The organism is Pseudomonas sp. CJQ_9 (assembly GCF_043106615.1).
Classification (GTDB): Bacteria; Pseudomonadota; Gammaproteobacteria; order Pseudomonadales; family Pseudomonadaceae; genus Aquipseudomonas; species Aquipseudomonas juntendi.
Map to the genome: position 1 here is coordinate 30,214 of NZ_JBICMS010000101.1, position 13,734 is coordinate 43,947.

Consider the following 13,734-nt stretch of genomic DNA (forward strand, 5'->3'; position numbering starts at 1 on the left):
TTCTGGCCTCATCGCAGGCGAGCCAGCTCCTACAGGAATCGCGATATGTTCTGGCCTCATCGCAGGCAAGCCAGCTTCAACAGGTACTGCACAGGTCTGGGGCCTGAGGCAATCGCTGTGGGAGCTGGCTTGCCTGCGATGGGCTGCAAAGCAGCCCCGATGTCACAGGTTGAAGGCCAGGCGGTACTCGCCCGGTGTGGCGCCAACGGCCTGGCGGAACCGATTGCTGAAATGGCTGGCACTGGCAAACCCGCACACCAGGGCAATTTCTCCCAACGGCATGCCCCCCAGCCGCAACAGCTGGCAAGCCCGGTGTAGCCGCCGTGCCAGCAGGAATTGGTGCGGTGGCAGCCCGAAGCTGGCGCGGAACATGCGCGCAAAGTGGTACTCGGACAGGTTGCAACGCAACGCCAGTTCGCCGAGGGTGATCGGCTGGTCCAGGTGCGCCTCGAGGTAGTCGACCAGTTGCCGACGCAGTCTTGGTGCCAGCCCGCCTTTCAGGCGCAGGCCCTGGCGCAGCCCGACCTGGCTGAGCAGCGCATGGTCGACGATTTCATGCGCCAGGCTGCTGGCGAGCAGACGCTCGCCGGGTTCGTCCCAGTCCAGGCCGATCAGTTGGCGAAAGCGTCGGGCCTGCTGTGGGTCGTCAAGAAAGGTCGCTTCCTGCAACTGCAGTTCGCGCGGCTCACGGTCGAGCAGGCGCACGCAACCAAGGGCGAACTGCGCTTGGCTGACATACAGGTGCGCCAGACGGATCTCGCCATTGACCACCCAGTTCGATTCCTCGCCGGCCGGCATGATGCACAGCTTGTCGGGCGCGCCTTTGTCGGCGGGCCGTTGGCGGCGGAAGGTGCCGGTACCGTCGGCGATGTAGCACGACAGGGTGTGATGGCTCGGCGCCTGATAATCGCGGGCGTCGTCGCGGTTGCTCCACAACGCCGCCGCCAGCCCGTCACCCAGGTGCGCGCTCAGCTCCAGGCGGGCGTGGGGCGAGGCGTGCATGGCATTGAACACTTGTAGCTGGGTGAATGGCGTCATGGCGGGTTCCTCTGACGCCCATCCTACTGCGCCTTGAGCGTGCGTACAGCCGCCAGCGCGACAAATGCGCAAGTTTGTGCAAGCGCAAAGTCCAGGGCCGGGCGAACACTGATTGCACTGGCGAGGGCTGCGCCCTCGCTCGCCGGCAAGCCGGCTCCCTCAGTTACAGCGCCCAGCTTGAAGGTTGACGCTGCCCCTGTGGGAGCTGGCTTGCCGGCGATGGGCCGCGCAGCGGCCCCGGGATGTAGGGTCGATCGCCTGAGGAGCCGCACCGATGAACCTGTCTCTCTACCTGCTCACCGTCCTGATCTGGGGCACCACCTGGATCGCCTTGAAACTGCAACTGGGCGTGGTCGCCATACCGGTTTCGATCGTGTACCGCTTTGCCCTGGCCGGTCTGATCCTGTTTGCCTTCCTGCTGCTCACCCGTCGCTTGCAGCCGATGAACAGGCGGGGCCACCAGATCTGCCTGGCCCAGGGCCTGTGCCTGTTCTGCGTCAACTTCATTTGCTTCCTCAGTGCCAGCCAGTGGATCGCCAGCGGCCTGATCGCCGTGGTGTTTTCCACCGCCACGCTGTGGAACGCGCTGAATGCGCGAATCTTCTTCGGCCAGAAAATCGCCAGCAACGTGCTTGGCGGCGGCGGCCTGGGCCTGCTTGGGTTGGGCTTGTTGTTCTGGCCAGAGCTTTCGCCCCACGCGGCCAGCCGCGAGACCCTGTACGGGCTTGGTCTGGCCCTGCTTGGCACGCTGTGCTTTTCAGCCGGCAATATGTTGTCGAGCATGCAGCAGAAAGCCGGGCTGCGGCCCATGACCACCAATGCCTGGGGCATGGTCTACGGCGCGTTGATGCTGGGTACGTACTGTGTGGTCAGCGGCGTGCCGTTCGGCATGGAGTGGAACCTGCGCTACATCGGCTCGCTGTTGTACCTGGTGGTTCCGGGGTCGGTGATCGCCTTTACCGCCTACCTGACCCTGGTGGGGCGCATGGGGCCGGAGCGGGCCGCGTACTGCACGGTGCTGTTCCCGTTGGTGGCGTTGAACGTGTCGGCGGTGGCCGAGGGGTACCAGTGGACGGCGCCGGCGCTGCTGGGGCTTGTCGCAGTGATGGCAGGGAATGTGCTGGTGTTTCGCAAGCCCAGGGCACGGGTAGCTGAGGGGGTTGTGGAGGCCAGATGAATCATGGCCCTATCAGCGGCCAGCTACCGAAACTGTGGGCGCTGGTTTGCCGGCGATAGGGCCGGTACAGGGATAACCGGGGGATCAGTCCTTCCACACCTGCGGGTTCACCAGGTCCCGCGGCCGCTCACCCAGCAGCGCCGCGCGCAGGTTGTCCAGCGCCCGGTTGGCCATGGCTTCGCGGGTTTCGGCGGTGGCCGAGCCTATGTGCGGCAAGGTCAGGGCATTGGGCAGCTTGAACAGCGGCGAATCGCTCAGTGGCTCTTTCTCGTAGACATCAAGGCCTGCGCCGCGCAGGGTGCCGTTCTGCAGGGCTTGGATCAGTGCGGCTTCATCGACCACCGGCCCGCGTGCAATGTTGATCAGGAACGCGCTTGGCTTCATCAGCTTCAGCTCGCGGCTGCCGATCAGTTTGCGGGTCGCGTCCGACAGGGGCACCACGATGACCACGAAATCGGCTTCGGCCAGCAACTGCTCCAGGCTGCGGAACTGCGCGCCCAGCTCCTGCTCCAGCGCGCTCTTGCGGCTGTTGCCGCTGTACAGGATCGGCATGTTGAAGCCGAAGCGGCCACGGCGGGCCACGGCTGCACCGATGTTGCCCAGGCCGACGATGCCCAAGGTCTTGCCATGCACATCACTGCCGAAGTGCGCCGGGCCCACGGTTGCCTGCCAGTTGCCGGCCTTGGTCCAGGCGTCGAGTTCGGCGGTACGCCGGGCGCAGCCCATGATCAGCGAAAAGCCCAGGTCGGCAGTGCTTTCGGTGAGCACGTCGGGGGTGTTGGTGAGGGCGATGCCGCGTTCGTTGAAGTAGTCCAGGTCATAGTTGTCGTAGCCGACCGACACGCTGGACACCACCTCGAGCTTGGCCGCACCTTCCAGCTGCGCCCGGCCAAGCTTGCGCCCGACCCCGATCAGGCCGTGGGCTTCGGGCAGGGCTTCGTTGAACTGGGCGGCGATGTCGCCCAACTTGGGGTTGGGCTGTATCAGGTTGAAATCGTGCTGCAGGCGCTCGGCCATGGCCGGGGTGATTCGGCTGAAGGCCAGGACGGTCTTTTTCATCGGGCTGCTTCCAAGGGGAAAGCTACAAGCTACAAGCTACAAGCTACAAGCTACAAGCTACAAGCTACAAGCTACAAGCTACAAGCTACAAGCTACAAGAAAAAGCAGCACGTGAACGGATCTGCTTTTTCTTGCAACTTGCAACTTGCTACTTGCGACTTGCAGCTTCCCTTAGTTGGCGATCAGCACCTGATGGGTTTTCAGGTCGGCCTCATGCGCGGCAAGAATTTCCGGCAGCGAGTTGCGCAGGTATTCGACCCAGGTCTTGATCTTGGCATCCAGATACTGGCGCGACGGGTAGATGGCGTACAGGTTCAGTTCCTGCAGGCGGTACTCCGGCAGCACCCGCACCAGGCTGCCGTCGCGCAGGCCATCGATGGCCGAATAAATCGGCAGCACGCCTACGCCCATGCCGCTGCGGATCGCGGTCTTCATGGCGTCGGCGGTGTTGACCATGAACGGTGAGCTGGTGATGTTGACCATCTCCTGGCCTTCCGGGCCATCGAACAGCCACTTTTCCAGCGGGATCACCGGGCTGACCATGCGCAGGCAGGCGTGCTTGAGCAGGTCGGCAGGTTTGTGCGGCAGGCCATTGCGGGCGATGTAGGCCGGCGACGCGCAGACGATGCTGTAGGTGATGCCCAGGCGCTGCGAAACGAACCCCGAGTCCGGCAGCTCGGTGGCCAGCACGATGGACACGTCATAGCCCTCGTCAAGCAGGTCGGGCACGCGGTTGGCCATGGTCAGGTCGAAGGTCACGTCGGGGTGCGATTCACGGTAGCGGGCAATCGCATCGACCACGAAATGCTGGCCCACCCCAGTCATCGAATGCACCTTCAATTGCCCGGCGGGGCGCGCATGGGCGTCGCTGGCCTCGGCCTCGGCTTCCTCGACGTAGGTCAGAATCTGTTCGCAGCGCATCAGGTAGCGCTTGCCGGCCTCGGTCAGCGCAATGCGGCGGGTGGTACGGTTGAGCAGCCTTGTTTGCAGATGGGCTTCCAGGTTGGAGACCGCCCGCGATACGTTCGCGGTGGTGGTGTCCAGTTGCGCCGCAGCGGCCGTGAAGCTGCCTAATTGCGCTACGCAACTGAAAGCACGCATGTTTTGCAGGGTGTCCATGGGTCACTCTCTAGGTAGAGGACAAAATTGTGTCACGAAGCAACGCAAAAGTTATGAAAACTTACCTTCGACCAAAGGCGGATTATCGCCATTTTGGTAACAAAGATTCGCAGGAATCTACGCTTATCGCCAGTGCTGCTGCCCCCTAGAATTGCTCCGCCTCTCCACCTCTTCCTCGGGAAATCGCAGCTGTGCCGCGTCGCATCATCAGAACGCTCAGTGCGTTCAGTGCCTGTGCCCTTGCCCTCACCTTGAGCGGCTGTATCGGAACCTGGGGCATCGCCCCGCAAAGCAAGACGCTGCAAGCCAATACCCTGACCACCGACGCGGCCATTCGCGAAGCCGCAAGCGATGCTCACTGGCCCGACCAGCAGTGGTGGCACGCCTATGGCGACCCGCAACTGGACCGCTGGGTTGCCCTGGCAGTGGCCGGCAGCCCGAGCCTGGCCATGGCCGCCGCGCGGGTGCGTGAAGCCAAGGCCATGGCCGGTGTGATCGAGTCGGCTGAAAAGCTCCAGGCCAACGGCCAGGCCACGCTCAAGCGCCACAACTGGCCTGAAGACCAGTTCTATGGGCCTGGTGCGTTGTCGGGTGCCAACACCTGGGACAACAACGCGGCCATTGGCTTGAGCTACGCGCTGGACTTGTGGGGCGGTGAACGCAACGCCAGTGAACAGGCCGTAGACCAGGCGCACATGAGCGTGGCTGAAGCGCGCCAGGCGCAACTGGAGCTGCAGAACAACGTGGTGCGCGCCTATATCCAGCTGAGCCTGCACTTTGCCCAGCGCGATATCGTCAAGGCCGAGCTGGCACAGCAAGAACAGATCCTGGCCTTGGCCAGGCGCCGCCTGGCGGCCGGTATCGGCACCCATTTCGAAGTCAGCCAGGCCGAAGCGCCGCTGCCGGAAACCCATCGCCAGCTCGATAGCCTCGACGAAGAAATCGCCCTGGCCCGCAACCAGTTGGCTGCCCTGGCCGGCAAAGGCCCGGGGGAGGGCGCGCAGTTGCAGCGCCCGGCCCTGGCCCTGGCCGCACCACTGAAGCTGCCGTCCAACCTGCCTGCGGCACTGGTCGGCCAACGCCCGGATGTGGTCGCCAGCCGCTGGCAGGTGGCTGCCCAGGCACGCGGCATCGACGTCGCGCACGCCGGCTTCTTCCCCAACGTCGACCTGGTCGGCAGCCTGGGCTTCATGGCCACGGGCGGCGGGCCGCTGGAATTCCTGACCGGGCGCAAGTTCAACTACAACGTTGGCCCGGCCATCAGCCTGCCGATCTTCGACGGCGGGCGCCTGCGCTCGCAGCTGGGCGTGGCCTCGGCTGGCTATGACGTGGCCGTGGCGCGCTACAACCAGACCGTGGTCGGTGCGCTGAAGAACATTTCCGACCAGTTGATCCGCCGCGAGTCGATGCAGCAGCAGTCGCACTTCGCTGCCGAATCGGTGGCCGCCGCGCAGAAAACCTACGATATCGCCATGGTCGCCTTCCAGCGTGGCCTTACCGATTACCTCAACGTGCTCAATGCGCAGACCTTGCTGTTCCGCCAGCAGCAGGTGCAGCAGCAGGTGCAGGCGGCACGCCTGATCGCCCATGCCGAGCTGGTCACCGCGCTGGGCGGTGGCCTGCAGGCTGGCCAGGACGTACCCCAGGAAGAACGCCAGGCTGCGCCGAAGACCCCGGCGACCCTGGCCATTTTCGATACCCGGCCGGACAACGCTGAATGAGCACTTCCAGTTTGCCTGTGCGCTGGCTGCAAAGCCTGGAATGGCGTCGCGGCTTCTTCGCCTGGGCGCGTACCGATGGCGTGACCTGGGTCTATATCTTCAAGGTACTGGCAGCCGCGTTCATTACCTTGTGGCTGGCCATGCGCCTGGAGCTGCCCCAACCGCGCACGGCGATGATCACCGTGTTCATCGTCATGCAGCCGCAAAGCGGCCATGTGTTCGCCAAGAGCTTCTACCGGGTGCTCGGCACCCTGGCCGGCTCGGCGATGATGGTGGCGTTGATTGCCATTTTTCCGCAGAACACCGAGCTGTTCCTGCCCAGCCTGGCGCTGTGGGTTGGGCTGTGCTCGGCCGGTGCCATGCGCTACCGTACCTTCCGCGCCTATGGCTTCGTGCTGGCCGGCTACACCGCGGCCATGATCGGCCTGCCGGTACTGCAGCACCCCGACCAGGCGTTCATGGCGGCGGTGTGGCGGGTGCTGGAAATTGCCTTGGGCATCCTGGTGTCGACCTTCGTCAGTGCCGCGATCCTGCCGCAGTCGGCCAGCGCCGCCATGCGTAACGCCCTGTACCAGCGCTTTGGTGTGTTCGCCGGCGTGGTGGTCGAGGCCTTGCGCGGTGACAGCCAGCGTGACCGTTTCGAGAGCAGCAACGTGCGCTTCGTGGCCGAGGCGGTGGGCCTGGAAAGCCTGCGTAACGTCACCGCCTTCGAAGACCCGCACATGCGCCGGCGCAGTGGCCGGCTGGTGCGTATGAACAGCGAGTTCATGGCCATCACCACACGCTTCAACGCCCTGCACCGCCTGCTGGAACGCCTGCGGGCACGTGGCCCGCGGCAGATCGTCACGGCCATCGAGCCGGGCCTGAACACCTTGGTGGAGCTGTTGCAACCCTACGTGGGCCGGGCGCTGACCGACGCCGATGCCTTGCGCCTGACCCTGGAGCTGGGCGCGTACAAGGAAGGCCTGCAAGCCCAGGTGCGTAGCCTGCGGGCCGACTACCTGGCAACCGGGCCCAGCGCGGCCGACCAGCTCGACTTCCACACGGTGTTCGAGCTGTTGTACCGCTTCATCGACGAAATGTTCAGCTACGCCGAAACCCACGCCTCGCTGGCTGCACACAAGCATGAGCGCGAGCAATGGGACGAGCCCTATGTGGCGCAGACCAGCTGGCTGGTGTCGTTGGCAGCGGGTGTGCGCGCCTCGACAGTGCTGTTGCTGTTGGGTAGCTACTGGCTGCTCAGCGACTGGCCCAGTGGCGCCATGATGACCCTGATCGCCACGGTGACCGTGGGCTTGTCGGCAGCCTCGCCCAACCCCAAGCGCATGTCGTTCCAGATGGCCTGCGGTACTGCGCTGGGGGCCTTGGTCGGCTTCTTCGAGACCTTTTTCGTGTTCCCCTGGATCGATGGGTTCCCATTGCTGTGCATGGTGCTGGCGCCCGTGTTCGTGCTCGGCGCGTTTCTCTCGTCACGGCCAGCCTACGCCGGCTACGGCATCGGCCTGCTGGTGTTTTTCGCCATCGGCTCGGTACCCAACAACCTGACCGTGTACGACCCCTACAGCTTCATCAATGACTACATCGGCATGATTCTGGGCATGTGCGTGTGTGCCGCCGCCGGGGCGATCATCCTGCCACCCAACAGCCGCTGGTTGTGGAGCCGCCTGGAGCAGGAGCTGCGCGAGCAGGTGTTGTTTGCCATCAGCGGCCGCCTGCGTGGCATCGGCACGGCGTTCGAAAGCCGCACCCGCGACTTGCTGCACCAGGCCTACGGCCTGGCAGCCGGCAAGCCGAAGGTTCAGAGCGAGCTGATGGGCTGGATGTTCACCGTGCTGGAGGTCGGCCACGCGGTTATCGAGCTGCGCAAGGAGCAGGCCCGCGCCCCGGTGCACCCGGCCTATGCCGAGTCGCAACCGTGGCGCCAGGCTATCCGCGTGATGGGCCGGGCCCTGGCACGGCTGTTTCTGCAGCCCAGTGCCAGCAACCACGAACGCGCGCTGGTAGCAGTGGACCATGCCATTGCCCGGGTGCAGGCCACCGACGAGCCATTCGCCCGGCACTTCGATACCTCGGTGCTGCGCCGTGCGCAAAGCTACCTGCACTTCATCCGTTCTTCCTTGCTCGACCCACAGTCGCCGCTGGTGCCGGCGAAAGGATTGCCTGATGCTCCCTGAAAGCATGCCCCGTGAAATCGCCTTCCATGGCGTGTACATGCCCACCATGACCCTGATGTTCCTGTTCGCCCTGGGCCTGGCCTGGGGCCTGGACCGGTTCATTGCCAGCCATGATGGCTACCGCTTCTTCTGGCACCCGGCGCTGCTGCGCCTGAGCCTGTTCGTCTGCCTGTTCGGCGCCATGGCGCTTACTGTCTACTGGTGAGAAACCTTCGATGAAAAAGTTCTTCAGCCTGATCGCCACCTTGCTGGTGCTGGTCGCTGCCGTGGCCATCGGTCGCCAGTTGTGGGTGCACTACATGACCACCCCATGGACCCGTGACGGCCGCGTACGTGCCGACATCATCAACGTTGCTGCCGACGTGCCGGGTTATGTGGTGGGCGTACCGGTCAAGGACAACCAGCGGGTGAAGAAGGGCGACCTGCTGATCCAGATCGACCCCGAGCACTACCAACTGGCCGTCGACCAGGCCAAGGCGCTGGTCGCTTCGCGCAAGGCCACCTGGGACATGCGCAAGGTCAATGCCAAGCGCCGTGCCGACATGGACAACCTGGTGATCTCCAAGGAAAACCGCGACGACGCCAGCAACATCGCCAACTCCGCCCAGGCCGACTATCAGCAAGCCCTCGCCGAACTGGCTGCCGCCGAGCTGAACCTCAAGCGCACGCACATCGTGGCGACAGTGGACGGCTACGTGACCAACCTGAATATCCACAAGGGCGACTACGCGCGCACGGGTGAAGCAGTGATGGCGGTGGTCGATGAAAACTCGTTCTGGGTGTACGGGTTCTTCGAAGAAACGAAACTGCCGCACGTGAAAGTGGGCGACCAGGCCGAGTTGCAGATGATGAGCGGCGAGCGCATCAAGGGCCATGTGGAAAGCATCGCCCGCGGTATCTATGACCGCGACAACCCGCAAAGCCGCGAGCTGATTGCCGACGTGAACCCGACCTTCAACTGGGTACGCCTGGCGCAGCGGGTGCCGGTGCGCATTCACATTGATGAAGTGCCGGAAGGGTTTTTGCTGGCGGCGGGGACGACGTGTACGGTAGTGGTGAAACCGAGCGAGGGCTGACCTGCGGCGCCATTCTGGCCCACAGGAACTGCACTGCCTTTGAATACAGCGCTGGACCTGTGGGAGCGGGCATGCCCGCGAAGAATCCAACGCGGTGGCTGGCACCGGCTGTTCTTCCTGAAGAAAAAACAGGTGTGCGGTGCGTGTGTTGACAGAGGTGCAGTATCCACGGTTCATAAAGGGCGGTAGCACCGTTTTTGGATGCAGCGCTGTTAGTTTGACCTTATGTTCTTGGAAACGGTGATAGGCGTATGCACGTTGGGATAAAATAAAATAGGGGTGGTTGTATAGATGTCATCCTTGGCCTCAAAGGGTAGCGGATAAAATCCGGGATAAATTTCTGCGAGGACCCTTGCCCGGTATCCGTTGGCTCCATCTGGCCTTATAGAACCTTGGATCGTTCCGTCGAATCCATATGTCGGTCGCGAGGTTATATTGGCAATGCGCTGTGCGAGTGAGAGTAAGTTTCCGGATGCAGCGCCGCTGTTACAGGACAGCAAGAAAATGTCCTCGATATCAGGCAGTTGAATTGATAATGATTTTATCAGCGCCGGGATGGTATTCGCGTCATGAACGCTATCTCCAATTTTTATGCTATTGTAGCTTCCATGGCCATGCAGAATTAAGTCGGATTTATTTTTTATATGAGATGGCTTTAAGTAAATCCCGAAATTATTACTCTCTCTTTTAACCGGCTTTAGGTTTCTGAGGAACATGTATTTTTCACCTGTACGGCCGTCTGGGTCATAGCGATTGACAGGGTCATTAAGTACATAGCTGTAGGCGTTAAGTCCACCCTTTCCAAATGGGCTGAGTGTGTCGGTGGTGGTGAACCTCATCAAGACGGGTGAATACCAGCGGTGTCCGTTGCCTAACCCATAGCACCCATTCGATAAGTCGAGATATCCGCCGTTAAATCCCACAGGTATAGCCGCTGCTGTCTTTTTTGTGAAACCGAAAGGTGAATATGCCTGGCACATGCGTCCGCTCGGAAATGCGTACACCAACGCTGAGCCCATGGGATCAAGGGCCAGCACGTGGGTTGGCGAAAGTGTGGAGCGCTGAAGAGCCAAACAGTGGTGGTCATGACTCACGAATCGAGTAAATGTCTCAATGCTCTCTAACATGGCAAGGTTATGTGTATTGTAGAAGTAACGCATTCGTGGCTCCTTGAGTTATGCCCACCTTACTACCTGGCCGTATTCGTGCAACTGGCAAAATTGTCAGGGAATGCGCTAACGGAAGTGACGACATCACCTGCGGTATTTACGACAGCGACAATCTCCCATGCTGCGAGCTGAGTGCCAATATGAACCCCCAGCTTCAAAGGGTACGCATCGCGCAGCGGGTGCCGGTGCGCATTCATATCGATGAAGTGCCGGAAGGGTTTTTGCTGGCGGCGGGGACGACGTGTACGGTGGTGGTGAAGCCGAGCGAGGGGTGACCTGCGGCGCCATTCTGGCCCACAGGAACTGCACCGCCTTTGAATACAGCGCTGGACCTGTGGGAGCGGGCATGCCCGCGAAGAATCCTACGCGGTGGCTGGCACCGGCTGCGCCGGTGTTCGCGGGCGCGCCCGCTCCCACAGGGTACGCTGTGCGCCTAACAGCATTGGTTCTCTGCGCGACACCGGAGTGCCCGTGTTAGCTATTGCGCATGCGCGATTGGGCTCAATCGGCCAAAGACTCTCGGAGTAACTGGTCCCAATCGTCTGGTGGACGGCCGGTTAGCAGCATCTTCTGAAAAACCTTGTAAGCGTCGTCGCTGCTGTCGTAGGCGCGCTTGCTCGACTCGTCATTGACCCAGGCAAGCACGATGATCTTGCTGGGAGTGTGATAGCGAAAAAACAAGCGGTATTGCTGGAAGAACTTCGCTCTGAACCAGTGCTTGTGATCACCGCCAAGCGTTGCACCCTGGCGGTACTCAGGTTTTGTAGGGTCTTGAGGGATTACATCAAACGCTAACCGCTTGATGGCTGCCAGCCGCTTATAAGCATTCTTTTTCGTGTAACCCGTTGGGTCCTTCTGCATCTGGGCCTGAACTTGAACGCTCAGTGCGTCAAGCTTGGCCAGGAACAGCGGGTGGGCAAATACAGTCCATCCGTGAATAACCAGAGGCGTCTTTTTCGCATCACTCATTCATCATCCGCCGACAGAGGTTGATCCAGATCGACCTCCGCGTCGCCGACAAGCTTGTCGAGGCGCGCGATGAGGTCAGCATCGACAACCTGCAGCCGTTGAGGATTTGTTGCGATGTCGTGGGCCAGAAAACTCAGGAACTGGCCCAGCACCGGATCATCCTCGGTTGCCTCTGCGCGGGTGAGTATCACCCCACCGTCAGGGCGAATCGAGTAATGGATCTTGTCACGTTTTTTCAAACCCAAGGCACGACGCACGGTTTCAGGAACTGTGGTCTGGTAACGATCGGTCAGCGTGGACTCGACTTCGAAAGTGGTAGCCATAGCGCATGTCCATTGAGGTCCATCAACGTCCGTCAAGGTAATGCGATTGCATTGTCTGGTCAATGCAAATGCATTACCCGACTGATCAGCGGTTCACGCCGCCCCCACCAGCACCGGCACCTCAACCCGGTCGATCACCTTCGCACTGATCGATGGGTCCAGCAACCGCCCCAACCGTGACAGGTGGCGGTGGCCCATGATGATCAGTTCGCAGTTCAGTTCCTGCGCCTTGGCTACGATCGCCTCGACCGGTTGCCCCGCGATCATGCAACCCTGGCTGGCGAAGCCGGCCTGTCGCAACTCGCCTACCGCCTTGGCCACCGCGTCGTCGGCCTGGTGCTGTTCCTTGCAGGCGGCGGGGTATTGCTCCAGCTCTTCGGTGGTGTAGGGCGCGGGTTGCTCGTGCACGGCGAAGGTAGAGTCGATGGCCAGCAGCACGTGCAATTCGTGTTCGCCGGGGCGGCAGTAACGGCGGGCGAGGGTGAGCAGGGCGGTGGCGGCGGGGGAGGCGTCGATGGCGATCAGGACTGGGCTGGGCATGCAGAATCCTTGCTTCTGGCTGGCTAGTCATTTGCCTGCACCGCCCCTATCGCCGGCAAGCCTGCTCCCACCGGTTCAACACAGGCCTTAGGCATTGTGGGATCCCTGTGGGAGCCGGCTTGCCGGCGATAGGTGCGGTGCAGGCACTGCAAGTGTTATGACCCAATCACCGTCCAGAATAAATACCCCACCACGCACGGGCGCATTGCGTCTGGTGCAATCCGCCAACCTGCTACCATCGCCACTCCCCAGCTGTAATGGAACACGGCCATGCAACTCCCGGACATGAACCTGCTCGTCGCCCTCGATGCCCTGCTCGACGAAGGCAGTGTGGTCGGCGCGGCGCAGCGCATGAACCTGAGCCCCGCGGCCATGAGCAGGACGCTGAGTCGTATCCGCGATGCGTTGGGCGACCCGATCCTGGTGCGCGCGGGCCGTGGGCTGGTGCCGACGCCACGGGCGCTGGCCTTGCGCGAGCAGGTGGCGGCGCTGGTGGAGCAGGCCGGGGAAGTGTTCCGCAGCGCCGATGAAGTCGACCTGCCCAAGCTCGACCGTGCCTTCAACATTCGCACCAATGACCTGTTCATCGCCCTTTATGGCGCTCAGTTGCTGCGCCGCATGCACGAGCAGGCACCGCGCACGGTGCTGCGCTTCGTGCCGGAAAGCCCCGGCGGCGACGACGACAGCGTGCTGCGCGACGGGCGCACCGACCTGATCATCAGCTCGACCGTGGACCTGGGACCGGAGATCAAGGTGCAGAGCCTGTTCCAGACCTACTATGTGGGCCTGGCTCGGCGCGACCACCCGATCTTCGAGCAGCCGATCACGCCGACCAGCTTTGCCAGTTATCCACAGATCAGCGTGTCCCGCCGTGGCCGGGCCAACGGGCCGATTGATGTCGAGCTGGCCAACTTCAAGGTGCAACGGCGCGTGGCTTTGATTACCCCGAGTTTTCACTCGGCGCTGTTCTCGCTACCGGATTCGGACCTGATCCTGCCGATGCCGGCGAATATCCTCAACAGCGTGCACAAGCTCGGGTTGCCACTGCGATCGTTCGAGATTCCGGTACCGCTGGAGCGGGTGACGGTGCTGCAGGCCTGGCACCCGCGGTTTCACAACGACCCCGCACATAGGTGGTTGCGGCAGACCTTGAAGGCTTGCTGCAGTGTTGATCCGTGATTGCCTGTAAGGGCCTCATCGCCGGCAAGCCAGCTCCCACCTCGACCGCATTGATCTCAAGCCCTGTGCAGTACCTGTGGGAGATTTTATGGTTTCTGGCAAGGGTAGCCGCAGCATCTTCAGCGCCTGTGAGATCGAGCGCCGCCCGCGCGGCGCTTCGCGGGTAAACCCGCTCCTACGTTTGTTTCGG

At 62.2% G+C, this 13,734-nt stretch carries 13 protein-coding genes and 1 pseudogene; 7 read left to right on the top strand and 7 right to left on the bottom strand.

All coding sequences use genetic code 11. The annotated features are described in order from the left end of the window. Positions 1–162: 162 nt before the first annotated feature. Positions 163–1,038 carry a helix-turn-helix domain-containing protein gene (locus ACF8SD_RS22975; RefSeq protein WP_173891016.1) on the bottom strand — a complete coding sequence of 292 codons (876 nt, stop codon included), beginning with the start codon at positions 1,036–1,038 and terminating at the stop codon, positions 163–165. A 274-nt stretch (positions 1,039–1,312) separates the two neighbouring features. On the opposite strand from ACF8SD_RS22975, the gene ACF8SD_RS22980 reads away from it, so the two are divergent. Continuing rightward, a complete protein-coding gene (locus ACF8SD_RS22980) occupies positions 1,313–2,215 on the top strand; it encodes a DMT family transporter (protein WP_392483630.1) in 903 nt (300 codons plus the stop codon). Between the two features lie 84 nt (positions 2,216–2,299). On the opposite strand, the gene ACF8SD_RS22985 is transcribed toward ACF8SD_RS22980, so the two are convergent. Both ACF8SD_RS22985 and ACF8SD_RS22990 read right to left on the bottom strand, forming a co-directional pair. After that, on the bottom strand, positions 2,300–3,274 hold the full coding sequence (locus tag ACF8SD_RS22985) for a 2-hydroxyacid dehydrogenase (RefSeq protein ID WP_392483631.1): 975 nt from the start codon (positions 3,272–3,274) through the stop codon (positions 2,300–2,302). A 171-nt stretch (positions 3,275–3,445) separates the two neighbouring features. Further along, positions 3,446–4,393, bottom strand: a complete 948-nt coding sequence (locus ACF8SD_RS22990; RefSeq protein ID WP_173891013.1) for a LysR family transcriptional regulator — start codon at positions 4,391–4,393, stop codon at positions 3,446–3,448. Between the two features lie 191 nt (positions 4,394–4,584). Between ACF8SD_RS22990 and ACF8SD_RS22995 the strand changes: the two genes are divergently transcribed. From ACF8SD_RS22995 to ACF8SD_RS23010, 4 genes are read left to right on the top strand one after another with little or no spacing between them, the layout of a single operon-like run. Beyond that, entirely contained in the window at positions 4,585–6,114 is a 1,530-nt protein-coding gene (locus ACF8SD_RS22995) for an efflux transporter outer membrane subunit (RefSeq protein WP_392483632.1), read from the top strand. Beyond that, positions 6,111–8,288 (top strand): FUSC family protein, encoded by a 2,178-nt coding sequence (locus tag ACF8SD_RS23000; RefSeq protein ID WP_392483633.1) that lies wholly within the window; start codon positions 6,111–6,113, stop codon positions 8,286–8,288. The genes ACF8SD_RS22995 and ACF8SD_RS23000 overlap by 4 nt, the downstream gene beginning before the upstream one ends. A 4-nt stretch (positions 8,289–8,292) precedes the next feature. Then, positions 8,293–8,493, top strand: a complete 201-nt coding sequence (locus ACF8SD_RS23005; protein ID WP_009685040.1) for a DUF1656 domain-containing protein — start codon at positions 8,293–8,295, stop codon at positions 8,491–8,493. Between the two features lie 10 nt (positions 8,494–8,503). After that, positions 8,504–9,364 carry an efflux RND transporter periplasmic adaptor subunit gene (locus tag ACF8SD_RS23010; protein ID WP_392483634.1) on the top strand — a complete coding sequence of 287 codons (861 nt, stop codon included), beginning with the start codon at positions 8,504–8,506 and terminating at the stop codon, positions 9,362–9,364. A gap of 212 nt (positions 9,365–9,576) precedes the next feature. Here the strand turns inward: ACF8SD_RS23010 and ACF8SD_RS23015 are convergent, their stop codons facing one another. Then, a complete protein-coding gene (locus ACF8SD_RS23015) occupies positions 9,577–10,524 on the bottom strand; it encodes an RHS repeat-associated core domain-containing protein (protein ID WP_392483635.1) in 948 nt (315 codons plus the stop codon). A gap of 86 nt (positions 10,525–10,610) precedes the next feature. Between ACF8SD_RS23015 and ACF8SD_RS23020 the strand changes: the two are divergent. Further along, a pseudogene (locus ACF8SD_RS23020) lies at positions 10,611–10,808 on the top strand (efflux transporter periplasmic adaptor subunit); the annotation flags it as partial. Positions 10,809–11,034: 226 nt separating this feature from the next. Here ACF8SD_RS23020 and ACF8SD_RS23025 read toward each other — a convergent pair. The 3 genes from ACF8SD_RS23025 to ACF8SD_RS23035 form a co-directional block, all read right to left on the bottom strand. Continuing rightward, the gene (locus tag ACF8SD_RS23025) at positions 11,035–11,502 is read right to left on the bottom strand and encodes a type II toxin-antitoxin system YhaV family toxin (RefSeq protein ID WP_392483636.1); all 468 of its coding nucleotides are present in this window, start codon (positions 11,500–11,502) and stop codon (positions 11,035–11,037) included. Next, entirely contained in the window at positions 11,499–11,825 is a 327-nt protein-coding gene (locus ACF8SD_RS23030; RefSeq protein ID WP_201206841.1) for a type II toxin-antitoxin system PrlF family antitoxin, read from the bottom strand. Before ACF8SD_RS23030 ends, ACF8SD_RS23025 begins: the two co-directional genes overlap by 4 nt. Before the next feature lie 93 nt (positions 11,826–11,918). After that, on the bottom strand, positions 11,919–12,365 hold the full coding sequence (locus ACF8SD_RS23035) for a universal stress protein (protein WP_392483637.1): 447 nt from the start codon (positions 12,363–12,365) through the stop codon (positions 11,919–11,921). Positions 12,366–12,635: 270 nt separating this feature from the next. Here ACF8SD_RS23035 and ACF8SD_RS23040 point away from each other — a divergent pair, with 270 nt between their 5' ends. After that, entirely contained in the window at positions 12,636–13,544 is a 909-nt protein-coding gene (locus ACF8SD_RS23040; protein ID WP_009685043.1) for a LysR family transcriptional regulator, read from the top strand. Positions 13,545–13,734: the final 190 nt, after the last annotated feature.

Excerpts from the sequence above, each read along its gene's own strand:
- ACF8SD_RS22975 (WP_173891016.1), bottom strand. The coding sequence starts at position 1,038 with ATGACGCCATTCACCCAGCTACAAGTGTTCAATGCCATGCACGCCTCG.
- ACF8SD_RS22980 (WP_392483630.1), top strand. The coding sequence starts at position 1,313 with ATGAACCTGTCTCTCTACCTGCTCACCGTCCTGATCTGGGGCACCACC.
- ACF8SD_RS22985 (WP_392483631.1), bottom strand. The coding sequence starts at position 3,274 with ATGAAAAAGACCGTCCTGGCCTTCAGCCGAATCACCCCGGCCATGGCC.
- ACF8SD_RS22990 (WP_173891013.1), bottom strand. The coding sequence starts at position 4,393 with ATGGACACCCTGCAAAACATGCGTGCTTTCAGTTGCGTAGCGCAATTA.
- ACF8SD_RS23000 (WP_392483633.1), top strand. The coding sequence starts at position 6,111 with ATGAGCACTTCCAGTTTGCCTGTGCGCTGGCTGCAAAGCCTGGAATGG.
- ACF8SD_RS23005 (WP_009685040.1), top strand. The coding sequence starts at position 8,293 with ATGCCCCGTGAAATCGCCTTCCATGGCGTGTACATGCCCACCATGACC.
- ACF8SD_RS23010 (WP_392483634.1), top strand. The coding sequence starts at position 8,504 with ATGAAAAAGTTCTTCAGCCTGATCGCCACCTTGCTGGTGCTGGTCGCT.
- ACF8SD_RS23015 (WP_392483635.1), bottom strand. The coding sequence starts at position 10,524 with ATGCGTTACTTCTACAATACACATAACCTTGCCATGTTAGAGAGCATT.
- ACF8SD_RS23025 (WP_392483636.1), bottom strand. The coding sequence starts at position 11,502 with ATGAGTGATGCGAAAAAGACGCCTCTGGTTATTCACGGATGGACTGTA.
- ACF8SD_RS23030 (WP_201206841.1), bottom strand. The coding sequence starts at position 11,825 with ATGGCTACCACTTTCGAAGTCGAGTCCACGCTGACCGATCGTTACCAG.
- ACF8SD_RS23035 (WP_392483637.1), bottom strand. The coding sequence starts at position 12,365 with ATGCCCAGCCCAGTCCTGATCGCCATCGACGCCTCCCCCGCCGCCACC.
- ACF8SD_RS23040 (WP_009685043.1), top strand. The coding sequence starts at position 12,636 with ATGCAACTCCCGGACATGAACCTGCTCGTCGCCCTCGATGCCCTGCTC.